The 24130-nt window shown below is 60.5% G+C and carries 20 protein-coding genes; 5 read left to right on the forward strand and 15 right to left on the reverse strand.

Translation table 11 applies throughout. From position 1 onward, the window contains the following. Positions 1-3: 3 nt before the first annotated feature. Entirely contained in the window at positions 4-1218 is a 1215-nt protein-coding gene (locus BM216_RS25050) for a trans-sulfuration enzyme family protein (RefSeq protein WP_093002041.1), read from the reverse strand. 134 nt (positions 1219-1352) lie between these two features. Between BM216_RS25050 and BM216_RS25055 the strand changes: the two genes are divergently transcribed. Beyond that, entirely contained in the window at positions 1353-2228 is an 876-nt protein-coding gene (locus BM216_RS25055; protein ID WP_093001949.1) for a LysR substrate-binding domain-containing protein, read from the forward strand. Positions 2229-2257: 29 nt separating this feature from the next. Here the strand turns inward: BM216_RS25055 and BM216_RS25060 are convergent, their stop codons facing one another. The 13 genes from BM216_RS25060 to iolG form a co-directional block, all read right to left on the reverse strand. Then, positions 2258-3034, reverse strand: coding sequence for an amino acid ABC transporter ATP-binding protein (locus BM216_RS25060; protein ID WP_093001950.1), 777 nt, complete (start codon positions 3032-3034; stop codon positions 2258-2260). 3 nt (positions 3035-3037) lie between these two features. Continuing rightward, complete coding sequence (locus BM216_RS25065; protein WP_210217066.1) at positions 3038-3949, reverse strand: amino acid ABC transporter permease; 912 nt, start codon at positions 3947-3949, stop codon at positions 3038-3040. A 4-nt stretch (positions 3950-3953) separates the two neighbouring features. Continuing rightward, on the reverse strand, positions 3954-4847 hold the full coding sequence (locus BM216_RS25070) for an ABC transporter substrate-binding protein (RefSeq protein WP_093001951.1): 894 nt from the start codon (positions 4845-4847) through the stop codon (positions 3954-3956). A gap of 1024 nt (positions 4848-5871) precedes the next feature. Beyond that, a complete protein-coding gene (locus BM216_RS25075) occupies positions 5872-6663 on the reverse strand; it encodes a TIM barrel protein (protein WP_093001952.1) in 792 nt (263 codons plus the stop codon). Between the two features lie 25 nt (positions 6664-6688). After that, positions 6689-7486, reverse strand: a complete 798-nt coding sequence (gene iolB, locus BM216_RS25080; protein ID WP_093001953.1) for a 5-deoxy-glucuronate isomerase — start codon at positions 7484-7486, stop codon at positions 6689-6691. A gap of 18 nt (positions 7487-7504) precedes the next feature. After that, the gene (iolE, locus tag BM216_RS25085) at positions 7505-8401 is read right to left on the reverse strand and encodes a myo-inosose-2 dehydratase (RefSeq protein WP_093001954.1); all 897 of its coding nucleotides are present in this window, start codon (positions 8399-8401) and stop codon (positions 7505-7507) included. Positions 8402-8411: 10 nt separating this feature from the next. Further along, positions 8412-10244, reverse strand: coding sequence for a 3D-(3,5/4)-trihydroxycyclohexane-1,2-dione acylhydrolase (decyclizing) (iolD, locus tag BM216_RS25090; RefSeq protein ID WP_093001955.1), 1833 nt, complete (start codon positions 10242-10244; stop codon positions 8412-8414). Next, on the reverse strand, positions 10241-12166 hold the full coding sequence (gene iolC, locus BM216_RS25095) for a bifunctional 5-dehydro-2-deoxygluconokinase/5-dehydro-2-deoxyphosphogluconate aldolase (protein WP_093001956.1): 1926 nt from the start codon (positions 12164-12166) through the stop codon (positions 10241-10243). Before iolC ends, iolD begins: the two co-directional genes overlap by 4 nt. Beyond that, complete coding sequence (locus BM216_RS25100; protein ID WP_093001957.1) at positions 12163-13296, reverse strand: Gfo/Idh/MocA family protein; 1134 nt, start codon at positions 13294-13296, stop codon at positions 12163-12165. Before BM216_RS25100 ends, iolC begins: the two co-directional genes overlap by 4 nt. A gap of 10 nt (positions 13297-13306) precedes the next feature. After that, positions 13307-14086 carry an ATP-binding cassette domain-containing protein gene (locus BM216_RS25105; RefSeq protein ID WP_093001958.1) on the reverse strand — a complete coding sequence of 260 codons (780 nt, stop codon included), beginning with the start codon at positions 14084-14086 and terminating at the stop codon, positions 13307-13309. A gap of 2 nt (positions 14087-14088) precedes the next feature. Continuing rightward, on the reverse strand, positions 14089-15195 hold the full coding sequence (locus BM216_RS25110; protein ID WP_093001959.1) for an ABC transporter permease: 1107 nt from the start codon (positions 15193-15195) through the stop codon (positions 14089-14091). Between the two features lie 66 nt (positions 15196-15261). Further along, a complete protein-coding gene (locus BM216_RS25115; RefSeq protein WP_093001960.1) occupies positions 15262-16185 on the reverse strand; it encodes a sugar ABC transporter substrate-binding protein in 924 nt (307 codons plus the stop codon). 144 nt (positions 16186-16329) lie between these two features. Then, positions 16330-17322, reverse strand: coding sequence for an inositol 2-dehydrogenase (gene iolG, locus BM216_RS25120; protein ID WP_093001961.1), 993 nt, complete (start codon positions 17320-17322; stop codon positions 16330-16332). Between the two features lie 169 nt (positions 17323-17491). Between iolG and BM216_RS25125 the strand changes: the two genes are divergently transcribed. Then, entirely contained in the window at positions 17492-18514 is a 1023-nt protein-coding gene (locus BM216_RS25125; RefSeq protein ID WP_093001962.1) for a LacI family DNA-binding transcriptional regulator, read from the forward strand. Between the two features lie 17 nt (positions 18515-18531). Here BM216_RS25125 and BM216_RS25130 read toward each other — a convergent pair whose 3' ends face one another. After that, positions 18532-19533 carry a LacI family DNA-binding transcriptional regulator gene (locus tag BM216_RS25130; protein ID WP_093001963.1) on the reverse strand — a complete coding sequence of 334 codons (1002 nt, stop codon included), beginning with the start codon at positions 19531-19533 and terminating at the stop codon, positions 18532-18534. Between the two features lie 201 nt (positions 19534-19734). Between BM216_RS25130 and BM216_RS25135 the strand changes: the two genes are divergently transcribed. From BM216_RS25135 to BM216_RS25145, 3 genes are all read left to right on the forward strand, one after another. Then, positions 19735-20760 (forward strand): ABC transporter substrate-binding protein, encoded by a 1026-nt coding sequence (locus BM216_RS25135; RefSeq protein ID WP_093001964.1) that lies wholly within the window; start codon positions 19735-19737, stop codon positions 20758-20760. Positions 20761-20839: 79 nt separating this feature from the next. Beyond that, complete coding sequence (locus tag BM216_RS25140; RefSeq protein ID WP_093001965.1) at positions 20840-23071, forward strand: ABC transporter permease; 2232 nt, start codon at positions 20840-20842, stop codon at positions 23069-23071. Then, on the forward strand, positions 23068-24126 hold the full coding sequence (locus BM216_RS25145) for an ABC transporter ATP-binding protein (protein WP_093001966.1): 1059 nt from the start codon (positions 23068-23070) through the stop codon (positions 24124-24126). Before BM216_RS25140 ends, BM216_RS25145 begins: the two co-directional genes overlap by 4 nt. Positions 24127-24130: the final 4 nt, after the last annotated feature.

A 24130-nucleotide genomic window follows, 5' to 3' on the forward strand; every position in this document is an offset into this window, starting at 1 on the left:
ATATCAACCGTTACTCGCGGCCTTCATCTGACCTTCGGCCGAAGCTGCTGTTGCGCGCCCCTCCAGCGTCTCAAGCAGCCGCTCCACATCGGTCCACAGTTCGGTCTCATCTTCGAGGCCGATGCTTAGGCGCAGGATGACATCCGGACCGTCCCAGGACGTTGCCGTGCGAAAACCGTCGATGGACATCGGCGCGGCCAGGCTTCGCGTGCCTCCCCAGGATGCGCCGATGGCGAACACCTGTAGCGTGTCGAGCGCTGCCGCAACATGGGCGGCGGCTTGCCTCTTGAAGACGATGCTGAACACGCCGCTCGATCCGAGAAAATCCCTTTTCCACAGCGCATGACCGGGGAAGGTTTCGAGCGCCGGGTGCAGAACCTGATCAACGACAGGATGCTCAGCGATCCTGCGTGCAAAATTCAGTGCAACCCGCTCCGAGTGTCGCAGCCGGACACCGAGCGTCTCGAAGCCACGCAGGACGAGCGATGCATCGTCCGGAGAGACCCCGATACCCATGCGGCCGATCATCGAGCGTATCGGTTTGAGGAGGCTCATATCCTTGATGGTGATCGACCCCATCAGCACGTCGGAATGGCCCGATACGAATTTGGTCAGCGCCTCGGTAACGATATCGGCACCATGCTCGAGCGGCTTGAAGTTGAGGGGCGTTGCCCAGGTGTTGTCGACGCCGACAAGCACGCCGTGCTGATGTGCAAACGCGGCGATCCTTGGCAGGTCCTGGATTTCCATGGTCGTGGAGCCCGGGCTTTCGCACCAGACGATTTTCGTGGTCGGACTGATCTTGGCGGCGACCTCTTCAGGCGACTGGGGATCGAAGAACTCCACCTCCACCCCTAGCCGTTTCAGATCTGTCTCGGCGAGATCGCGCATCGGCGGATAGGCGGTATCTGCAATCAGGATGTGATCACCAGCCGCCAGAAACGGCAGAACGGCAAGTGCGTTCGCGGCCTGGCCGGATGGTGTCAGGAAGCTCCAGGCGCCGCCCTCAAGGCTCGTCAGTTTTGCCTCAAGTGTACGCGTGGTGGGCGTGCCATAGAGACCATATGAATAGCCTTCATGGCCGCGGTCACCCCGAGAGGCATAGGTTGCCGCGTCCTTAAATACGATCGTCGAAGCTCGATGTACACCGACCCTGAGCGGATCGAACCCAGCGGTGGGCACTTCAGGCGTGAGGACGCATTGCGTGAGATCGTTCATTGCATCTTTCAGGGCATCGTTCATGGCCGGGCCTTTCTGAAGCGGCTTAGAAGTCCCGAGGAAAGCAATTCCAAACCGGACATCTTTGCGCTACTGCTATTCGCGTGAGTTATCAATATTGATTGAGAGTGGTGATGAACCTTCGGCAGGTTGAGATTTTTCGCGTGGTGATGACGAGTGGCACCACGGCGCGCGCAGCGGAAATCCTGCACGTCTCCCAGCCTGCGGTCAGCAAGATGATCCAGGAGCTCGAGCGCTCCCTCGGCTTTGATCTGTTCCAGCGCATCAAGGGACGACTTCATCCGACGCAGGAGGGCCAGCTCTTCTTTCGTGAGGTCGAGCAGGCTTTTCTGGGACTGGCGCACCTTCGGGGCGCTGCGGCTCGCATCCGCGATTACGGCTCGGGCGAGCTGAGGATCGCCTGCCTCTCGGCCCTGTCGACCAATGTGCTTCCGCGCGCGCTGCAGGCCTTCATGGCAAGAAATCCGAACGTCGCCATCACCTTTCAGGCAAGGATGTCGTCCAATGTCCGCGATCTCGTGGCATCTGGCCAGTTCGACCTCGGGGTCGTGGCGGACGAGATCGACATCACTGGTGTCGAGGTCGAGGAATTTGCCCGCTTCCGGGTGGCTGTCGCCATGCCCAAAGGCCATCCGCTGGAAGCGCTCGAGGTCGTTCATCCCGCCGACCTGGCTGGGCACGCTTTTATTGCGCTCGCTCCGGAAGACACGACCCGTCGGGAAGCGGAGGACGCGTTCGAGCGCGCCGGCGTCACCATTCGACCTGTCATGGAGACCCCCTACTCCACCACCATTTGTGCGATGGTGGCTGCGGGCATCGGGGTTGGGCTCGTCAATCCGTTGACGGCCGAGCCCTATGTCGAACACGGACTGGTTCTGCGACCGTTCGAACCTGCCCTGCATTTTCGCACACTGCTGATCACGCCGCCCAATCGGCTTGCGTCGCGAAATCTGGACGAGTTTGTCCGGGATCTGCGCGCCGCCGTCTGACAGTCTGCCCCTCATGATGGCCATGGCGGTCACAGGACTTTGGAGAGAAATGCCGCCGTGCGCGGGTTTTGCGGATCGGCCAACATCGAACGCGGATGGCCTTCTTCGACGATCTGCCCCTGATCCATGAACACGAGGTGATTGCCGACTTCGCGCGCAAAGCCGATTTCGTGCGTGACCACGACCATGGTGATGCCGCTTTGCGCCAGATCCTTGATGACATCCAGTACTTCGCCAACGAGTTCGGGATCGAGCGCGGAGGTCGGCTCGTCAAAGAGCATGACCTCCGGTTCCATCGCAAGCGCACGGGCGATTGCAACACGCTGCTGCTGACCGCCGGAGAGCTGCGCTGGATAGCGTTCACCAAATCCGCTCAACCCCACACGGTCGAGCAGCTGGCTGGCCTTGGCGCGCGCCTGATCCTTGGACCAGCCTTTGACATGCGCCGGCCCTTCCATGATGTTTTCCAGTGCCGTCATATGCGGAAACAGATGGAAACGCTGGAAGACCATGCCGGTCAGCCGTCGCTGCGCGGCGATCTGTCCAGAAGATAGCGGATGAAATCGGCCATCCCGCTCGACAAAGCCCTGTAATTCGCCTTTCAGGAGGACGCGACCTGCCGAGATTGTTTCGAGCTGATTGATGCAACGCAGCAGCGTCGACTTGCCCGATCCGGATGGACCGATTGCCACGCAGACCTCACCACGCCGCACGCGCAAGCTCACGCCTTTCAGGGCATGAAACGGGCCGTAGAATTTGTGAATGTTCTGCATCTCGACGTAGAATTCGGAAACGTTGGCGTTCATGACCTACTCCGCCCGTGTTGAATGAACGGAAACGCCCTTGCCGAAGTGACGCTCGAGAAAATACTGACCAACCATCAACAGGCTGGTGATGGCGAGATACCATGTGCCGGCGACCAGCAGCAGCGGGATCGGCAGGTAAAGCCTGTTCGAAATCGCGTTGGTGGCGAATGTCAGGTCCAGCGTGAACGGAATTGCCAGGACCAGCGACGTCATTTTCAGCATGCCGATGGTTTCGTTTCCGGTCGGAGGAATGATCACGCGCATCGCCTGCGGCATCAGGATGCGCATCCAGATCTTTTCCCGCTTCATGCCGAGAGCCTGTGCAGCTTCGGCTTGCCCGCGATCGATCGAATTGAAGCCCGCTCGGAAGATTTCGGTCAGATAAGCAGACTCGTTAAAGCCGAGGCCAAGGATTGCCGCCATTGCGGGCGTCAGGATGTATTTTGTCTCGACACTGACGATCTCCGGGCCGAAAGGGATCGAGAGACTGAGATTGGGAAAAAGAACCGCGAAAAGGCCCCAAAACAGCAACTGCGTATAGATCGGCGTTCCGCGGAAAAACCACACCCAGCCATAGGCTATTCCGCGAAAGATCGGATTTTCGCTGTCTCGCATAACGACCAACAGAGCCGCGACGGTGATCGCTACCGTCATTGCTACGACGGTGAGAAGAAGCGTCCAGCCGACCCCGCGGATAACCTGCGGAGCGAACAGGTAGTTCAGGTAGACATCCCAATGAAAGTTGGGATTGGCCGATATGGCCTGACCGATCTGAAGGGCAAGGACCGCGATAACCGCAACAGCGATCCATCGTCCCGGATGACGGCGGGGGACCACGACATTACGCGTGATTTCCTGCCTGTCACTGGAGACCGGCTTGAAGCCGGCCCCAATGTTTTCGACCCCGGAAGTCACGTGATCAGATCTTGACTTCAGGGTTGACCAGCGCCTTCTCGACGATCACCGAGCCAACGCCCCAGGTATCGAGCAATGTCTTGTAGGTGCCGTCGGCAATCAGGGAGTTGATCGTGTCGGCGACGAGCTGAGTGAGCTCCATGTCCGACTTGGCAACGGCAATGCCGTTCGGACCATGCTTTGCCAGGGGACCGGTGGTCGGCTTCAAGGTGTCGAAAGCGCCTTTCGACTGCTTTGCCGCATAACCGATGCCTGCCTCGCCGGAAACGGTAGCATCCGCGCCGCCGGCTGCCACACGGGTCAGCGCTTCAGGCTGCTTGGAGAACGGCAAGATCTCGATGGCAGCCTTGCCTTCCGTCTTGCAGCGCTCGTTTTCTTGAATGACGGCACGCTCATGATAGCTGCCGGACTGTATCGCGACCTTGCGACCGCAGGGATCACCCGGATCGAATTTGCCCGGGTTTCCAGCCTTTACGGCCCACATGCTGCCGGTATCGGCATAGCTGACAAAGTTGACCGCCTTCATGCGCTCCGTGGTGACAGAAAAGGCCGAGACGCCGAGATCAAATTTCGTGCCGAGAGCAGGAAGGATGGCTTCGAAAGCCGAGGTCTGGAAATCGATTTTTACGCCGAGCTTCTTGCCGATGGCGTTTGCGATATCGACGTCGATGCCCTCAGGCGTCTGCCCATCCTTTTCACTCAGGAATTCCCATGGTGCATAGGCCGTGTCGGAGCCGATCGTGATGACGCCCGATGTCTTGATTTTGGCTGGCAGGCGAGCGGCAAGAGCTTCTTCCACCGTGATGTTGGAGGTGTCGAAACTCTGGGCGGAAACCGCCGTGGCGCCACTGAGGGCAATCGCTGCGATCACCGGAATGCGAAAGACCGAATTGAACATTTGATGTTCCCCATCTTGTTATGTTTGCGACGGGTGGGACGCGGCTTGGGAGGACCGCATCCTCTTCGTCCCGGGCACTATGGGGTCTTGCCGCAAGTACGTCCAATAATAAGATCGGGGCACTCAATTCCTGCAGGTTATCGCTTCGGCTATACGTTCAGGTTCACGACAAACCCGCATATCGTGAAGGCCGTAAGGCCTTCTATGATTGGTTGCGCCACGCTTCCCGCGAGGGTCTGCTAGCCACCTGGTCGTGATTTGCGGCGTCGAGGACTGTTTTGCGGCCTATGCAGGAGATTGGACATTAGGCATCATGGATGCGGATGGAGCACTATCCTGGATAAACGCCCCACACACTCTGACCAATGCCGTAAAAAACCTCCCGCTTACTGAAAATCGCGAACTCGAAGGCGCGGCATGTCTAACGTCAAGCTTCCGCTCCAGGGAAGTTATTTCACCTACGATTGAGCGAATTGAAGGGTCGGCAACGCGCCTGATCATGGTTACCGATGGCTTTCGGTCGAGTTAAGTCCCGATCAGCAGATACTCTTCCTGAAGACCGGCAGCAGGGAAGTGTCAACCGGTCAGGACGATTGCAGTGCCCTGTTGATTAGCCTTTCCCAGACGGAGAGCGTGCATGGACTCCGTCTCATGGAGGATGGCTCGGACGGACTCTACGTTCGAAGGCTTGACTAAAGTCGGCCGGTCGTCGGTCGCGATCTCCCTCACAGACATTACTGCTCTTGATGACATCCGAACCGTTGTCCAGCAGGTGAAACGCCCGAGCTCTACAGTCGAGCTGCAAATCCGTCTTCCGGTACCTCGCTCCACCCAATATGATCAAGAGCCGCCCATACGAAGCTGCCCTCTCGGAGGGAGAGAGCTGGGCAAAGCAAACGTCTGCGCCCGGTTGATTACCGTAGGGTTCCAAAATCGTAGGTGGAACCGAGGGTCACCAGCGCCATGGAGCGAACACGATCATCACGAGCAATCGCCAGTTTACCGGAATGAGGTCATGAATTGCTTATTTGGTATCTATGCGAAAGGCGGATCGGAAAATCTCCAGCGCCGCAGTCGGATCGTCTTTCGCAAAGGCCTCAAGCGCGATCGGCCCGCGATAACCCATTTCGCAAAGCGCCGTCGCGATGCCGCGATAGTTGATTTCTCCTGTGCCCGGTTCACAACGTCCCGGCACATCGGCCACCTGTATCTCGCCAATCCATGGCAGGCAGGCGCGGCAGGTCTCGATCAGGTTCCCCTCGCCGATCTGCACATGATAGAGATCGAGGTTGAGCCTTAGACGCGGATGATTGACGCTTTCAACCAGCGCCAGCGTGTCTTCCGCCCGGCCGAAGGGCGTGCCCGGATGATCGACCGGCAGGTTGAGATTTTCCAGCGTGTAGACGATGCCTTCCTCCTCCGCCATATCGGCGATGCGCGCCAGCGTATCGCGCGCTTTCAGCCACATGCGTCCGGTCGTCACTTCGCTGGGTCGTACCGGAAGCCCGCCATCTCCAAGCCCCGTTCCGTGCAGGTTGAGCCGAGCGACACCAAGCCGCTTGCCGACCTGCGCCGTTTCGCGGGCCGAGCGCAGCAATTCGTCGGCACCCTCATCATCGGCAAGGCGGCCCGTCAGATAACCGTTCATGATGGAAAAGGTCGCGCCTGATTTTTCTAGCGCTCTGAGATCGTGATCCGGCCAGTTCCACAGTCCGACCTGGAAACCCAATTCCTGGAGCTGCGCGCAACGCCATTCGATCGGACGGTCGCACCAGAGCATTTCCGCGCAGGCGGCCAACGTAAACGGTTGGTCCATTGTCATCATCCGGACTGAAGGGAGGTCAGCGCATCAGGTGCTCGACCGGCGGTGCGGCAACAAAACGCCATTTGCGCAAAGGGCCAGCCATGACGTTGAGGTAATACATCTCGAAACCGTGCGGTGCGCCGCAGGGATGGTGGCCGCGTGGCACGCAGATGACATCGCCATCATGCACTGCCATGGTCTCGTTCAAAAGCAGGTCGTCGGTATAGACCCGCTGAATACCGAAACCATCGGCCGGGTTGAGGCGGTGGTAATAGGTCTCTTCCAAATAGGTGATGCGCGGGAAATCGTCCTCGTCGTGGCGGTGGCTCGGATAACTCGACCAGTGACCCGCCGGGGTGAACACTTCGGTCACCAGAAGGCTGTCGCAATAATCCTCGTTTTCCATGGCGATATTGTTGATGTAGCGGGTATTGGTACACTCGCCGCGCTGGGTGAGCGTGATACCATCGGGGCCGATCCGCCGTGCCTCGTGGCCTTGCTTGCCCGGAGCCGAGCAGACGGCAATCACGCAATCCGTCTCGGCCACGGCTTTCCAGTCGCTGCCGTTGGGCAGATAGAGGCAATGCGGCGGCGTTTTTTCGAAAACGCTCATGCGCTCGCCAAGCACGCCCCAGTCCCGTCCGCCAGCGTGAAGCGCCGCCTTGCCCTCGACGATGACCAGAATGACCTCGCGATCACCGGTCGCTTCCGCCGCCGTTTCTCCGGCTCGCAACCGGTAGAGCGAAAAGCCGACATAACGCCAGCCGGCCGAGGCCGGCGTGATCTCGTGGACCTTGCCATGAATACCAAATGGGCGATGGAGAAGGTTTGGCATCGAAAACTCCTGCTTTTCTCAGACAAGTCCGACCTTTGCGGCCGCAGCTTTCAAGATCCTCAGACCGAGCGACTGATACTGGAAGGGATTGCGGACATCCGGATCCTGCTCGGCCTCGATGACGATCCAGCCGTCGTATCCGGCATTTTTGAGGATCTGCAGCAGGGGTTCGAAATTCACGCCGCCCTCTTCGTCGCCCGGCACGGTGAACACGCCAGCACGCACGCCGTCCATGAAGGACAGCCCTTCATCACGCACGCGGCTCATGATGGCCGGGCGCACGTTCTTGGCGTGGAAATGGCTGACACGATCGACATAACGGGAGAGCACCGGCGCCGGATCGCGACCGTTGCCGCCAAAATAACAATGCCCGGCATCGAACAGCAGCCGTGTCGCCGGTCCCGTCGCCGCCATGAAGGCATCGATCTCTTCCGGCGTCTCGACCACCGTGCCCATATGGTGATGGTAGACGAGGTGAATGCCCTGATTTGCGGTAAAGGCTGCAAGCTCCTCCACTTTCGCGCCAAAAGCTTTCATTTCGGCGTCCGACAGTACAGGGCTTTCGGAAAGCGGTTTTTGCAGCCCCTGCACGCTGTTGGAGGTCTCGCAGGCGATGCAGACCGTGCAGCCATTGTGTTTCAGCTTGTCGAGATGCGGCTGAATGGCTTTCTTCTCATCCTCCACCGATTGCGACAGCAGGTTCAGTGAATACCAGCCGGAAACGAAGGCCAATCCGTATGACCCGAGCAGATCTTTTAGCGCCTGTGGATCGTTCGGCCAGCGGTGACCGTTCTCGATTCCGTCGAAGCCGATTTCGCCCGCTTCGCGGAGGATTTGGTCGGTCGGAGTGTTGGCGCCAAGGCTCTGGTCGTCGTCATTGGCCCAGGCGATGGGATTGGTGCCGAAGCGGATCATTCGTCTGCCCTCAATTCACGGTGTTCTGCTTGGCGGCGCTTGTAAGATAGTCCGCATAAGCCTGTTTCAGCTTGTCGGTTGCGCCCACTTCCGGCACGGCGACATCCCACCAATGGCCGGCATCACTGAAACCGGGACCATCGGTCGGGTCGGTATCGATGACGATGACCGTGGGGATATCGCGATTGCGGGCGGCGGCGATCTGCGTTTCAAGATCAGCGATATGTCTGGCTTTCACCGCGAAAGCGCCCATCGAACCGGCATGCGCGACAAAATCGATCGCCGGCTGCTGTTCGATATTGCAGTCCCTGTAGAGATTGTTGAACGCCTCGCCGCCGGTGCCGCGCTGCAGCCGGTTGATGCAGCCGTAACCACGATTGTCGGTCAGAACGACGGTGAACGGTACGCGGCGCATGACGGCAGTCGCCAGTTCGGAATTGGCCATCATGTAGGAGCCATCTCCGACGAAGCAGATCACCTCACGCTCCGGCCGCGCCAATTTCAGGCCCATGGCGCCGGCGATTTCGTAGCCCATGCAGGAATAACCGTATTCCATGTGATAACCGCCCTGGCTCGGCTGCCAGAGAAGCTTTAACGCACCCGGCATGGTGCCGGCGGCGCACATGGCGATGGCATCTTCATCCGTTGCCCTCTGCACCGCGCCGATCACCTGCGCATCGCTCGGCAGGCCTTCCTGTGCAGGTGCCGCGCAATGCCGGTCGACTGCGGCAAGCCATTCTCTGCGCAAGGTCGCCTCGGGCTGGGGCGCACGATAGGTGCCGAGCTTTTCGCCAAGCGCGGCAATCGCCACCTTGGCATCCGCCACGAGACCGATCGCTCCATGCTTGTCGGCGTCATAAGCCTGCACATTGATGGATACGAGTTTTCGCCCTTTGGCTTCGAACAGCGACCACGAACCGGTGGTGAAATCCTGAAAGCGCGTGCCGATGCCGATCACCAGATCGGCCTTGCGGGCCAGCGCATTGGCAGCGGCCGAACCATCGACGCCGGCCGCGCCAAAATTCATCGGATGGTTTTGGGCCAGCGCCGATTTTCCCGCCTGTGTTTCGATCACCGGGATGGCGTGACGCGTGGCGAAATCGGCAAGTTGCTGTTCGGCATCGCTGTAGATCACTCCGCCACCGGCAACGATCACCGGATTTTTGGCCGTTCGGATCAGTGCTACAACGTCATCAAGGTCACGGGCGTCCGGCGCCGGTCGGCGGATGCGCCAGACCTTTGGCTCGAAAAAGGCTTCCGGCCAGTCATACGCTTCCGCCTGCACATCCTGGCAGAAGGAAAGCGTCACCGGCCCGCAACTGGCGGGATCGGTCATCACCCGCAGTGCCCGCGGCAAGGCCGTCAAAAGCTGCTCGGGGCGGGTGATCCGGTCGAAATATCGGCTGACCGGACGAAAGCAGTCATTTGCCGAGACCGTGCCGTCATCGAAATCCTCGACCTGCTGCAAAACCGGATCGGGCCGACGGTTGGCAAAGACGTCGCCGGGGATGAGCAGAACCGGCAGGCGATTGACATGCGCGAGTGCCGCAGCCGTCACCATATTGGTGGCACCCGGCCCGATGGACGAGGTGACCGCCTGAACGCGTCGGCGTTTTTTCGCCTTGGCATAGGCGATGGCCGCATTCGCCATGGTCTGTTCGTTCTGTCCGCGCCATGTCGGCAGGCTGTTGCCGGCTTTCTGCAGGGCCTCGCCGAGACCCGCGACATTGCCGTGGCCAAAGATCGCCCAGACGCCATCGACAAAACGTTCGCCGTCTTCGGTCATCTGCGCGGCTAGCCATTTCACCATGGCCTGCGCCGCCGTCAGTCTTACCGTGCTCATGCCGCCTGCTCCCGTGCCTTTTGTCGCGCCCCGTCCCAGATGCGGCAGAGACGCTCGTAACGTTTCGCCATGTCGTCCACGGCATCCGCATCGGCCATTTCCCCAGTCAGCCAACGGCGTGCCGCATCGCCGAATATCGTGCGGCCGACCGCAAAACCCTTGACCAGATCGAACTGCGCGGCGACCTCGAAACTGGCGGACAGTTCCGCCTCCGGCGCATCCAGGCCGAGCACGACAATGCCGCGGGTAAACCGGTCATGTGCCTCAATCGCGGCAATGGCGTTCCGCCAGCCGGGCGCCGTCTTCATCGGCTCCAGTTTCCACCAGTCGGGATAGATGCCGGCCGCATAAAACTGATGGATCAGCGCCGCGACAGTCTGGTCATCGGTGACCCCGACCTTCGACGGTATGATTTCCAGCAGGAATTCCAGGCGATTGCGCCGCGCTGCTTCGAACAGTCTTTTGACCGTCTGTTCCTGCCCGGCACGCGTCGATGCGTCATCATCCGGGTGGCAGAAGCACAGAACCTTGACGACATCCTCACGCGCCCATTCCGACAGCGTGCCGCAATCCGTGCCCAGTTCCGGCTCCAGCGTCAGCGGCCGCGAACCCGGCCATTCCGCCGGCCGGCCGATCCACAATCCCGAGCCGGATGCACGATGCAGCGCCGAACGGCCGATGCGATTGTCGCAGAGAATGCCGTAACCGGATTTGCCGGACTGCACATGCAGAGCCGCCTTGAGGCAAAGTTCCTTGAAGGCCGCGCCCTTTTGCAGGGTGTAACCCGGCATCTGTTCCAGTTGCACACGGTGATCGAAGGCAAACACGCGCATGGTGGACCAGTCGCCATCCACCCGCCTTTGCCGCGTTGTCGACCAGTGCAACTGCTCCAGTTCCGGGTCATTGCGCAGATCGGGACGCACCACGCCGCGCTTCAGGAAAAACTGCAACTCCTCAAAACTTGGATAGGCCGGCGTGCAACCATGGCGGCTGACCGCGAAGGCGCCGCAGGCATTGGCGAATTTCAGCGATGTCGGCCAGTCCTCGCCGGTCATCCAGCCGCGCAGCAGGCCGGAGAAAAATCCGTCGCCGGCACCCAGCACATTGAACACTTCAATCGGAAAACCCTGCCCGCTCTGGCCGTCATCAAGGCTGCCGGGAATGCCGCCTTCAAAAGCCACAGCACCGAGCGGACCGCGTTTGCACACCAGTGTTGCAGCACTGACCGTGCGCACGGCGCTCAGGGCCTCCAGCGTATCAGTGGAACCGCCGGCGATATGAAACTCTTCCTCGGTGCCGACGATCAGATCGAACAGATTGAGCGTCGTCTGCAGTTTTGACGTCACTCTGGCGCTTTCGACGAACCGGCTTTCACCATCGCCATGGCCGGCGACACCCCAGAGATTGGGGCGATAATCGATATCGAGCGCGGTGCGCAGGCCATGTTTGCGGGCAAGCGTCAGCGCCTTGAGGACGGCGGCTTCCGTGCGCGTGTTGCTCAGATGCGTGCCGGTGACGACGACGGCGCGGGCCGAGGCGATAAAATCCTCGTCGATATCGTCTTCGCAGAGCGCCATATCGGCGCAATTTTCGCGGTAAAAAATCAAGGGGAACTGGCTGTCGTCACGAATGCCGAGAATGACCAATGCCGTCAGGCGTTCGGGATCGGTCTTCACGCCCTCGGTCGAGACACCCTCGCGCTTTAATTGCTCGAGGATGAAGCGGCCCATATGCTCGTCGCCAACACGGCTGATCAGCGCGGTCTTCAGGCCAAGTCGGGCGCTGCCGCAGGCGATATTGGTGGGCGAGCCGCCGATATATTTCTCGAACGAGCCCATATTCTCCAGACGCCCGCCGATCTGGGCGCCATAAAGATCGACGCCGGCGCGGCCGATGGTGATGACATCGAGTGTCTTCGTCATGTCGTCTGCCTTTCGATGCGGATGCCGCGGCCGTTGGAGGCGGCCATGGCGTGGATGACCTTTTCGATCTCCAGCCCCTGCGCGAAATCAGGCCCGGCATTCGGCCCGCCGGCAATGGCGGCCAGCAGATCGCGCGCCTCCACCACCTTCTGTTCGTTGAAGCCGAAATTGTGTCCGGGCGCCGGGCAGAAGGCCGCAAAATCCGGCTGGTCCGGCCCGGTCAGATGGCGGGTGAAACCGGCTTCGCCGGCACGGTGCAGCCACAGCTCGTTCATGTTTTCCTGATCGAAAACGAGAGTGCCTTCGCTGCCATGCACTTCCCACTGCAGACGGCATTTGCGACCACGGGCCACGCGCGATGTGGCGAACGAGCCATGCGCCCCCGAAGCGAAACGCAGCATGGCGAGCGCGCTATCCTCGTTTTCGACTGGTTTCGGCCCCTCCGGTGATGGCCGCGTGGCAATGGCGACCTGGGTCTGCGCCACAACCTCCACCACCGGCCCCATCAGCGCCAGCATATGGCTCACGAGGTGGCAGCCGAGATCGCCGAGTGCGCCCAGCCCGCCACCTTCGTGAGTCATCCGCCACGACCACGGGAAGAGTGGATCGGCGGAATAATCCTCGTCATAAACACCTCGGAAAGCGACCGGTTTACCGATCACACCATCGCGGATCATGTTGCGTGCCGACTGAAAAGCAGGACTCCGGAGATAATTGTAACCCAGCATGGTCGACTGCCCGGGATGGGCGGCGGCGGTTGCCGCCATCGCTTCGGCATCAGCCAGCGTCAGCGCCATCGGCTTTTCCAGCCAGACATGTTTTCCGGCCTTCAGCGCCGCCTCGGCCATCGGCCGGTGCATGCCATTCGGCGCCGTAATCGACACCACATCCACCTTCGGATCGGTGACGGCCTCTTCCCACCGCGCGGTAGCGCGGGCAAAACCGAACTGGCCGGCGAATTTTTGTGCGCTGTCTGGCGTGGCATCCGAGAGGATTTCCAGCCGGTGATGAGCACCACCGAACACGGCGGCAACATTGCGCCATGTCATGGCGTGGCACTTGCCCATGAAGCCGGTGCCGATCAATGCGATGCCAAGCGGACGATCCGGCAGAGTTTTCGTCTGTACCATCAAAAATGCCTCAGATCGTTCCGCCGAGCGAGCCTTCAAGCTCGGCCATTTCCTGTCCGCCCGCCATCATGTCCTGAAGCTGGGCGGCGTTAATCTCGCCCCGCGTCGCGGTCCCGAGCGTCTGTCCCCGGTTCAAAACAGTAAACCGATCTCCGACCGCCATGGCATGACGGACATTGTGGGAGATGAACACGACACCGATACCCAGCGCCCGCACCCGGTTGATGGTGGCAAGCACATTGGCGGTCTGGCGCACACCGAGCGCCGAGGTCGGCTCGTCCAGGATCAGCACCTTGGCCCCGAAATAGACGGCACGGGCAATCGCCACGGTCTGCCTTTCACCGCCGGACAGCGTGCCGACCGCCTGATCGGGACCACGCAGATTGATGCCCATCTTGTGCATCTCAGTCATGGTGATCTCGTTGGCGGTATCGATGTCGAACCGCTTGAAGATGCCCCGACCCTTTGTCGGCTCGCGCCCCATGAAAAAATTGCGCGTTACCGACATCAGCGGGATCATGGCGAGATCCTGGAAGACGGTAGCGATACCGGCTTCCATCGCATCACGCGGGCTGTTGAAGGAGAGCGGCTTTCCTTCGAAGTTGATCGAGCCTTCCGTCGGCTTGTGCACGCCCGACATGGTCTTGATGAAGGTGGATTTGCCGGCGCCGTTATCGCCAAGCAGGCAATGGCATTCGCCGGCACGCACGTCGAAGGTCACACCGTTCAGCGCAATGACGTTTCCATAGTGCTTCTTGATATTTTCCATATGGATGATCGGTGCGGACATTGTCAGCGCTCCCCGGTCACACGTCGGCGAATGACGTTGTTGAAGATGACGGCGAGCAGCAGCATCGCGCCAAGGAAAACCTGGAACCAGTCCTGATCGAACTTGGTGTAGGTCAGGCCGATCGTGACCATGCCGAAAATGATGGCGCCGAAGAAGGCACCGATGGCGGAACCGTAACCGCCGGTCAGCAGGCATCCTCCAATGACAGCCGCGATAATCGCTTCGAATTCCTTCATGAAACCGCGGCGGGCGTCTGTGGAACCGGCGTCGATGACAGTGATGATCGCAACCAGGGCGGCGGCAACCGCCGTCAGCATGAACAGCGAGATCTTTACCCGACGCACCGGAACGCCGGAATTCTGCGCCGCGAAAGCATCGCCGCCGGTCGCAAATATCCAGTTGCCGGCAGGCGTGCGCAACAGGACATAAGTGGCAATCGCCGCAAAGGCGATGAACCAGATGATCTCGACCGGAATGCCCGGCACCTTCGGCACGCCGGACTTGAAACTGTCGACGATCCCGGCTTCCGCCAGCCAGCGCATCAGGAAGCCGAAGGCATCGCCGGAAAAGATCGGGGCGAGAAAATCACCCTCGACGGCTTCGCGGATGCCGCGCAACTGGGTGGAACCACCGGTGAAGAGTTTCAGGCCGACCAGCGCTGCGCCGCGAAGGATGAAAAGGCCGGCGAGCGTGACGATGAAGGATGGCAGGCCGGTGCGCAGCACGACCATGCCGTTGGTCGCGCCGAGCGCGGCGGCAATGGCGAGCGTCAGCGGTATGGCGATGACGAGCGGCATGCCGACATTGACGACGAAGACGCCGAACACCATGCCGGCGAAGGCCACCATGGAGCCGATCGACAGATCAAATTCACCGCCGATCATCAGCATCGCGGCGGCAATGCCGAGGATGCCGAGCTGGGCGGCCGGCGTCATGAAGTTCATCACACCCGACAGCGTGAACATGGTGCTGTCGGCCGTGATCATGAAGAAGATCGTGACGAGGACCACGCCCCCAATGGCGCCGAGTTCCGGCCGTTTCATGAGTTTAGCGACAAAGGACTCGGATTTTACCCGCTCGTCCGCGCGCGGCAGCGTCTGTGTCGACATTGACCTGTCTCCTGGAGCAGCGTCCGGGCCGCGGCGGAACGCGCGGCGGCCCGGTGAACCGTGTGGTTAGCGAATGCCCTTGGCCGAAAGGTCGATGACCTGGGCAGCCTTTTCCTTGGTCACGAGGTTCGGGCCGGACGGCACGTCGCCGCCGGGCATGAGGCCGTATTCCGCGTTGAGGGCAAGGAAGGCGACCGGCAGGTAACCCTGGAGATACTGCTGCTGATCGATCGAGAAGGCCGCCTTGCCATCGGCGACATCCTTGAGAAAGCCGGCGGACATGTCGAAGGTCGAGATCAGCACCTCATCGCGGCCGAGCGCCTGCGCCGCCTTGACGGCCGGCTCGCCGACCAGCGAGGCGTTGAGCGACAGGATGACATTGACGTCCTTGTCGGATTCCAGTGCCGCGCGTACCTTGGATTCGACCTCGGTCGGATCATTGGTGGTCGGCAACACCTTCACTTCCTTGCCGAAACCCTCGGTGAAACCGGCGCAACGCTGGTCGAGCGAAACATTGCCGACTTCCTGGTTGACGCAGATGGCCTTCGTGCCGCCCATTTCGGCGAGTTTGGCTCCGGCGACCTTGCCGGCATCGAACTCGGACTGGCCGACATGCAGTTTGGCGCCGAGCTTGTGGGCGACATCCGAGCCGGAATTCATCGAGATGACCGGAATGCCGGCATCGACGGCGCGCTTGATGGCTGGGCCCAGCGCATCGCCATCCGGGATAGACACAACAAGGCCGTCCGGATCCTGATTGACGGCGGCGTCGATCAGCTGGCCCATGGCGACCATGTCGAAGGTTTCCGGCGAGCGGAACTCGACGTTCACGCCCGTATCCTTGGCTGCCTTTTCCGCGCCGTTCTTGACCACCGACCAGAACGGGTCGTTCGCCTGACCGTGCGCTACGACAATGATATCGGTGGCGAGCACCGGGCTTGCGGCGGCGACGAGCGCCACCGTTGCTGCGGCTGCGAGCAATTTCTTCATGACTTCCTCCCAGTTGAGTTCCAAAAGCGTCACTCCCAGACGCCCCGTCCATCCGGCCATGCGGGACCGGCACCGAAAGCCTGCGGCACACTCCCCTGCTCCGCAGCAATTCCCTGTCCGACGACGTTAGCCGTCACTCCCGATTTATCCGCCGAGCGCGACCGGCTGGCCGGATTTTACCGATTGCGTCGCCGCCTCCGCTAGCGCCAATGCCGCAACACCGTCCTTGAGCGTTACCGGAATGGTGGCCCCGTCGAGAATGGCGGCGACGAAGGCGTCCCATTCCGCCGCATAGGCGCGCATGTAGCGTTCGAGGAAAAAGAACTTCGGCTTGGCGCTGCTGACGCCCTGCTTGGTAGCCTTTGAAACTGTGTTTTCCAGCACATTGCCGGCCGACAGCAGTCCTTCGGAGCCGAGAATCTCAACACGCTGGTCATAGCCATAAACAGCGCGGCGGCTGTTCTTGATGACCGCGATGCGTCCATCTGCATAGGTCAACGTCACGACGGCGGTATCGACATCACCCGCCTTGCCGATCTCGTGATCGACGATCGAAGTGCCAACGGCATGCACCGTCTTCGGGACATCACCCATCAGGAAATTCGCCATGTCGAAATCATGGATCATCATGTCGCGGAACAGGCCGCCCGACACTTTGATATAGGCGATCGGTGGTGGCGCCGGATCGAAGGACGTGATCGACAAGAGCTCCGGCTTACCAATTTCGCCTGCGGCGATGGATGCCTTGACCGCCGCAAAGTTGGGGTCGAAGCGGCGGTTAAAGCCGATCATGACAGGAACGCCGCCCTTCGAAACGACATCAAGGCAGGCCTGTGCACGCTGCAACGACAAGTCGATCGGCTTCTCGCAAAGTACGGCCTTTCCCGCGGCCGTCGCCTTTTCGATCAGGTCCGAATGCGTGTCCGTGGAGGTTGCGATCAACACGGCATCAATCGATGCATCGCCTAAAATCTCTTCGGACGTGGTGGCTATTGCACCATGGGCATCGGCCAGAGACCGCGCCGCTTCCTCGTTCACATCGGATACGGCAACCAGCTGGCTGCGCGCGTGACCGACAATATTGATGGCATGCACGCGACCGATGCGGCCCGCGCCGAGCAATCCGATTTTCAGCACTCTCAATCTCCCAAAAGGCAGCTCCCGACCGCCTCAGAACGGAGCATTGCAATTTTTGCTCGCGTGAGCAAGCGTGGTTTGCTCACGCGAGCAAAATTAATTTCAGGCGATCCGAAAAAAACGTTATGAATGTAAGAGAACCGATCCAAGACGGATTCGGGAGATCGAGATGTCCGACGAGAAAAAGCCAGCCTTTGCAGGAAACATCACAGCCGACGACGTGGCCGCCGAGGCCGGCGTTTCGCGCTGGACCGTCAACCGCGCTTTCCGCAAGGATGCCTCGATCTCTTCAAAGAGCCTGGAAAAAGTACGTATCGCGGCGGAGCGCCTTGGTTATGTGCCCGATCTTCGGGCTGCGAGTCTCGCCTCCGACCGCTCCAACCTGGTGGCCCTGCTGATTGACGACTTCGCCAACCCGCATAAGCTGGTAATGATGGAGCGCCTGACCCGCATCCTGCGGCGCGAGGGCTGGGACATCCTGCTGGTCAACACGCTCGGTCGCGACGACGCCGGACATGCGCTGCTGAATGCCAGCCAGCGCCGCGTCGACGCAGTCATCCTGATCGGGATCCAGTTTGACGACGAGGTTCTCGACACGGCCTTGCACGCCCGCCGATTTCGCAAGCTCATCATCTTCGCCCGAACGTCACGCAATCCGGACACGATCTCGATTGCTGTTGACGATGTCCACGCGATGAAGGAAATCGCCAACTACGTGCACGAGCGCGGTTATCGCCGGCCAATGTTCCTGGCCGGTCCGCGGACGTCCTCCGCGCACCTGCTGCGCAAGGAGACTTTCGTGGACTATTGGCGTCGGCATTTCGGCAACGAGCCCGAGACGGTTTCGGTCTCCGCCTATGATCCGGCGCTGGCAGCCGGGATCGTCGAAGACACGCTCGCCGGACGGGACGCGGCCATGCTTCCGGACATTCTCGTCTGCGAGAACGATGCGCTGGCGATCGGCGCGACCGATGTGATCCGCCACAAGCTCGGCCTGCGCATCCCCGAGGACATTGCCATTACCGGGTTCGACGACGTACCGCAGGCGGAGGGGGCCAACTATCGGCTTACCACCTACCGCCAGCCACTGACGGACATGGCGGAATATCTCGTCGAGGTACTGGGCAGCGCCGAAGGGCGCGATCTCGATCGGCTCTTCGCAGGCCGACTGATCGTCCGGCAAAGCGCCTGAGGAAAAGCGCTCCAAGACTAGCCGCCTCGAACCGATCCTCGCCAAACAAGCTCAGCCTCAAGCTTGCGCGAGCCGCCACTGGTCGCCATCGGCTGAGCGAGCCAGGAAACCGCTTCGTCGGCGATGCGGTCAACCGGTTGCGTGAATGTCGTGAGATCGTAGGAGGACCACGACGACTGTTCTATGTCGTCAAAGCCGATCACGCATAAGTCCTCGGGAATGCGAAGCTTGAACTGGTTTCGTGCTGCGTCCATCAGCCCGCAGGCCAGAAGATCGTTCGCACAGAATACCGCATCTGGCCGCTTTTCGCGGGTGAGCAACCGTTGGGCCAGAACCACACCACTCTGGTAGCGTGTGGGGCCGAAACGTTCGACTTTGACGTCAAGGCCTTGTTCGAGCGCCGCTGACCGAAAACCTTCCTCACGCGCCATCAAGCTCGGCGTACCCACGTCGGAATTGGCGAACGCGAAATTCTGGCAACCTGCCCTCAAGAAGGCGATGAAAGCCCTTTTCGCCGCCTCGCGATCATACAAGTTGATCAGCAAGGCGCCGTCACGTCGTTCATCGCGATTGATCAAGACCATGCGCTGTCCACTGTTAATACAGCGCTCGGTGATGGATTTGTCGGGCATGCCGGAAAGGATTATTGACGCGTCCGCACGATAGCTGATCGCCTGACGCAAAGCCTGATCGACACTGTCATCCGACCGATCGGTGTTGATCAGCATCGCGATTTTTGACGCACTCTGCAGTCGTCGCGTCAAAGCTCGAATGAGGCTTGCTCGATAAGGTGTATCGAGTTCAGACACGATCAGGCAGACAATACCGCTTTCGTTGCGCGTCAGACTGCGCGCGAGATGGTTGACGTGATATCCTAGTGCCTCTGCCGCCTCGATGACGCGGCGACGGGTTTCATCCGAAACGCTTGCACCAGGCGTAAACGTGCGCGAGACCGCGGAACGGGATACGCCGGCACGGTCTGCAACCTCCTTCGCACTGATGAATATCTTGCCCCTCACGCATCCACTCCTTCGATACTTCATGCCCGTATTTGCAAGCGCTTGCAACACTCTTGTCACTCGACTGCCTGCGCCCGCGACCGAGCCTGCAACGCTCTTTCAATGAAGATGATTGACAACAAGTACGCCTTCATGGAACGATTGCACACGCTTGCAAGAGCGAGGTGACGTGGAGGCGTCACTCAATCTGGGAGGATTATCATGCGTCTTGCTGTGATGGCGTCGGTCGCGTTTGCCGGCCTGACAATGAATGCGCCGAACACCCGTGCTGCCGAACAACTCAACCTCATCTGCTCTGCCGATGTCGTGATCTGCGAGATGATGCAGCAGATGTTCGAGAAGGACACCGGCATCAAGGTCAACATGGTACGGCTGTCTTCGGGCGAAACCTATGCAAAGATCCGCGCCGAGGCTCGTAATCCGAAAACCGATATCTGGTGGGCGGGCACCGGCGACCCGCATCTTCAGGCGGCATCGGAAGGCCTGACACAGGAATACAAGTCGCCGCATCTCGACGAATTACAGGACTGGGCGAAAAAGCAGGCGGAAAGCTCCGGCTACAAGACTGTCGGCGTTTATGCCGGCGCACTGGGCTGGGGTTACAATACCGACCTCTTCAAGCAGAAGAACTACAGGGAGCCCAAATGCTGGGCCGATCTTCTCGACCCTGCGCTTAAGGGCGAGATCCAGATGGCCAATCCCAATTCGTCCGGCACGGCCTATACGGCGCTGGCATCGCTCGTGCAGATCATGGGCGAGGACAAGGCGTTCGATTACCTGAAACAGCTCAACGCCAATGTTTCGCAATATACCAAATCCGGCTCAGCGCCGGTGAAGGCGGCCGCACGCGGTGAAACCGGCCTCGGCATCGTCTTCATGCATGATGCGGTAGCACAGACGGTCGAGGGCTCTCCGGTCAAGTCGATCGCGCCTTGCGAGGGCACAGGTTATGAGATCGGCTCGATGTCGATCGTCAAAGGTGCCCGCAATCTGGACAGCGCCAAGAAATGGTATGACTGGGCGCTGACGGCCGAGGTGCAGTCGCACATGAAGGAGGCAAAGTCCTTCCAACTTCCGTCCAACAGACAAGCCGAGATTCCCAAAGAATCGCCGCGCTTCGAGGACATCAAGCTGATCGATTACGACTTCAAGACCTATGGCGACCCGACCGAGCGCAAAAAGCTGCTCGAACGCTGGGACAAGGAAATCGGCGCCAACGCCAACTGATCCCATTCGTCTCTGCCGCGCTTCGGCTGGCCGTGGCGCGGCATGATCGACTTGTCCTGTGATGAGGTCGCATCAAACCATGAACAATCGCAATCGTAGACTGGATATCGTGCTGGCGCTTGGCGCTGCCGCTGTATTGCTCGTTCCCTGGTATCGCATTGAACAGGGTTTTTATGCCTTTACATGGCTTTCCGAATTCCCCGGCGAGCCGGCGGCAGCACCAGGTATCATGCAGATTTTTCTTCATGGCCGCGTCTGGCTGATCGCGGTTCTCGTCGCCTACGGGCTTGCACTTGCCGCGCGTTTCACCGCCGATCCGATGCGGCGCGGAAAAATGCTTGCCCTTGCCGGCGGGTTTGGCGTCGCATTCCTTGTCCTGCAGGGATTGGCGATCGGCATTACCGGTTTCACCTGGACGATCAGTGAAACGATGTTTGGTCCGCTTGCCGACGGCCAGCCGCCGATGGGAGCGGGTGCGGTTCTCTCTGCCATCTGCTTCGTGCTGATGTTTGCCTTCGGCCTTGCCGAACGCGGCGTAATGCGCGGCGATGCCTTCGTGGTCGCCACCATTTCCATGCTGGTCTTTCTCGTCGGCGTCTTCGTGTTTTATCCGATAGGATCGATGTTCATTGGCGCCTTTCAGGATTTCGACGGCTCGGTCAGTTTCGATGGTTTTTCACGCAACATTGTCGATTCGTCGATCTGGAGCCTTGATTGCATCATCGGCGGCGCGCGCTGCGGCGTGGCATGGCGCACGCTGTTCCTAGCCATCATGACGGCTGCGGGTTCGACCGCGCTCGGCCTTGCCTTCGCGCTGGTCGCCACCCGCACGCGCTTTCCCTTCAAGAAGGGCCTGCGGCTCCTGACCATCCTGCCGATCATCACGCCACCCTTCGTGATCGGTCTGGCGCTGACGCTTCTCTTTGGCCGCGCCGGCATCGTCACGCAGGGCCTCTCCGCCACAATCGGCATCGAACCGAGCCGCTGGCTCTATGGCCTCACCGGTATCTGGATCGCACAGGTCCTGTCCTTCACACCGATTTCCTTCCTCGTGCTGATCGGTGTCGTCGAAGGCATCAGCCCGTCGATGGAAGAAGCCTCGCAGACATTGCGTGCCGATCGCTGGCGCACCTTCTGGCGCATCTCGCTGCCGCTGATGAAACCCGGTCTCGCCAACGCTTTTCTGATCGGCTTCATCGAGAGCATGGCGGATTTCGGCAACCCGCTGGTGCTCGGCGGCAGCCATGGCGTGCTGTCGACGGAAATCTTCTTCGCCGTGGTTGGCTCGCAGAACGACCCGGCCAGAGCCGCCGTGCTCGCCATGATCCTGCTTGGCTTCACGCTCTCCGCCTTCCTCGCCCAGCGCATCTGGCTGTCTGGCAAGAATTTTGCCACCGTCACCGGCAAGGGCGATAGCGGCGCGCATATCGCCCTGCCCCGGCCGTTGTCGATCGGTGTGCATGCCGTCGTTATCCCTTGGATGATCTTCACTCTCGTGGTTTACGGCATGATCCTGTTCGGCGGTTTCGTCAAAACCTGGGGCCTCGACAACAGCCTGACGCTCGCGCATTACGCCAAGGCCTTTTCCGTCACTTTCCGCGATGGCTCACTGGTCTGGACCGGGGTCGCCTGGAACTCGTTCTGGACGACGATGGAGATCGCGCTGATCGCCGCCCCGCTGACGGCGGCGGTCGGGCTTGCCACGGCTTACGTCATCGTGCGGCAGAAATTTGCCGGACGCGAACTGTTCGAATTCGCGCTGATGATGAGTTTTGCCATTCCTGGCACGGTCATCGGCATCAGTTACATTATGGCCTTCAACCTGCCGCCGCTGGAAATGACCGGCACCGCGCTGATCCTGATTGCATGTTTCGTGTTTCGCAACATGCCGGTCGGCGTGCGTGGCGGCATCGCGGCCATGACTCAGTTGGACAAGAGCCTCGACGAAGCCTCGATGACGCTGCGCGCCACCAGTTTCCGCACCGCCCGCAAGGTGATCCTGCCGCTCCTGCGCCCCGCCATCACCGCAGCACTGGTCTACTCCTTCGTACGCGCCATCACCTCGATCAGCGCCGTCGTGTTCCTCGTCAGCGCCCAGTACAACATGGCGACATCCTATATCGTTGGGCTGGTGGAAAACGGCGAATACGGCGTCGCCATCGCCTATTCCTCCATGCTGATCGTGGTGATGATCACCGTCATCACCGGTTTTCAGCTTCTGGTCGGCGAACGGCGGCTGCGGCGGGAAAACCGTATCTCGGCATCGCGCGTCCGCCTTCCGACAGCCCAGCCCAAGGAGAAAACCGCATGACCAGAAATGCCGGTTCGGTCACGTTCCAGAATGTGCGCAAATCCTTCGGCGCCTTCACGGCCATCCATGACCTGTCGCTGACGGTCGAGCCCGGCACGCTGGTGACGCTGCTCGGCCCCTCAGGCTGCGGCAAGACGACGACGCTGCGCATGCTCGCGGGTCTCGAACACCCGACGTCGGGCCGCATCCTGATCGGCGGCAAGGATGTGACCATGCTGCCGGCCAACGAACGTGACGTGTCAATGGTGTTCCAGTCCTATGCGCTGTTTCCGCATATGAGCTCGCTCGACAATGTCGCCTACGGCCTGGAATCCTCCGGGCTTTCGAAAATGGAGGCTCGGCAAAAGGCTGAACACGGCCTCGAACTCGTCGGCCTCGCCGGCATGGGCGGGCGGCTTCCGGCAGAATTGTCGGGTGGCCAGCAGCAACGCGTTGCCGTCGCCCGCGCGCTCGTGCTTGAACCCCAGGTTCTGCTGCTGGACGAGCCGCTTTCAAATCTCGACGCCCGCCTGCGCCGCCGGGTGCGCACCGAAATTCGCGAGCTTCAGCAACGCCTGCAGTTCACCGCCGTCTACGTCACCCACGATCAGGACGAGGCACTGGCCGTCTCCGACCAGATCATCGTCATGAAGGATGGCGAGATCGCCCAGCAGGGCTCGCCGCGGGATCTGTATGAAGCCCCGGCCTCGCCCTTCATCGCCGATTTCATCGGCGAAGCGAATGTCGTGCCCTGTGAGGTGATCGATATCAGCGGCAACGAAGCGACGATCAGCATCGAAGGGCTGCAGCATGTCGTGCCGGCGCGTGGCGCAAGACCCGGCAGAAGCCAGCTTGCCGTGCGCCCAAGCGCGATCACGCTCGAACCGGCGGAAACGGCGGCCTTTCCCGGTCGCATCAGCCATGCCGCCTATCTCGGCGACCATATCGAATACGAGGCGGAAACGAGCGGCGGGACCCTGTTTATCGTGGACCCGTCGGTCGACCACCCGCTTGCCCCCGGAACGCGTGTTGCCATCGGCCTGAAAAACCGCGGCATCGCCATCATTGCGCAGTGAGGAT

Origin of the sequence: Rhizobium sp. NFR07, from assembly GCF_900111905.1 — a bacterium.
In the GTDB taxonomy this organism is placed as follows: Bacteria; Pseudomonadota; Alphaproteobacteria; order Rhizobiales; family Rhizobiaceae; genus Neorhizobium.

What these genes read in the sequence shown, in the direction of transcription:
- BM216_RS25050 (WP_093002041.1), bottom strand. Translation starts at nt 1,218, where the DNA reads ATGAACGATCTCACGCAATGCGTCCTCACGCCTGAAGTGCCCACCGCT.
- BM216_RS25055 (WP_093001949.1), top strand. Translation starts at nt 1,353, where the DNA reads ATGAACCTTCGGCAGGTTGAGATTTTTCGCGTGGTGATGACGAGTGGC.
- BM216_RS25060 (WP_093001950.1), bottom strand. Translation starts at nt 3,034, where the DNA reads ATGAACGCCAACGTTTCCGAATTCTACGTCGAGATGCAGAACATTCAC.
- BM216_RS25070 (WP_093001951.1), bottom strand. Translation starts at nt 4,847, where the DNA reads ATGTTCAATTCGGTCTTTCGCATTCCGGTGATCGCAGCGATTGCCCTC.
- BM216_RS25075 (WP_093001952.1), bottom strand. Translation starts at nt 6,663, where the DNA reads ATGGACCAACCGTTTACGTTGGCCGCCTGCGCGGAAATGCTCTGGTGC.
- iolB (WP_093001953.1), bottom strand. Translation starts at nt 7,486, where the DNA reads ATGCCAAACCTTCTCCATCGCCCATTTGGTATTCATGGCAAGGTCCAC.
- iolE (WP_093001954.1), bottom strand. Translation starts at nt 8,401, where the DNA reads ATGATCCGCTTCGGCACCAATCCCATCGCCTGGGCCAATGACGACGAC.
- iolD (WP_093001955.1), bottom strand. Translation starts at nt 10,244, where the DNA reads ATGAGCACGGTAAGACTGACGGCGGCGCAGGCCATGGTGAAATGGCTA.
- iolC (WP_093001956.1), bottom strand. Translation starts at nt 12,166, where the DNA reads ATGACGAAGACACTCGATGTCATCACCATCGGCCGCGCCGGCGTCGAT.
- BM216_RS25100 (WP_093001957.1), bottom strand. Translation starts at nt 13,296, where the DNA reads ATGGTACAGACGAAAACTCTGCCGGATCGTCCGCTTGGCATCGCATTG.
- BM216_RS25105 (WP_093001958.1), bottom strand. Translation starts at nt 14,086, where the DNA reads ATGTCCGCACCGATCATCCATATGGAAAATATCAAGAAGCACTATGGA.
- BM216_RS25110 (WP_093001959.1), bottom strand. Translation starts at nt 15,195, where the DNA reads ATGTCGACACAGACGCTGCCGCGCGCGGACGAGCGGGTAAAATCCGAG.
- BM216_RS25115 (WP_093001960.1), bottom strand. Translation starts at nt 16,185, where the DNA reads ATGAAGAAATTGCTCGCAGCCGCAGCAACGGTGGCGCTCGTCGCCGCC.
- BM216_RS25125 (WP_093001962.1), top strand. Translation starts at nt 17,492, where the DNA reads ATGTCCGACGAGAAAAAGCCAGCCTTTGCAGGAAACATCACAGCCGAC.
- BM216_RS25135 (WP_093001964.1), top strand. Translation starts at nt 19,735, where the DNA reads ATGCGTCTTGCTGTGATGGCGTCGGTCGCGTTTGCCGGCCTGACAATG.
- BM216_RS25140 (WP_093001965.1), top strand. Translation starts at nt 20,840, where the DNA reads ATGAACAATCGCAATCGTAGACTGGATATCGTGCTGGCGCTTGGCGCT.
- BM216_RS25145 (WP_093001966.1), top strand. Translation starts at nt 23,068, where the DNA reads ATGACCAGAAATGCCGGTTCGGTCACGTTCCAGAATGTGCGCAAATCC.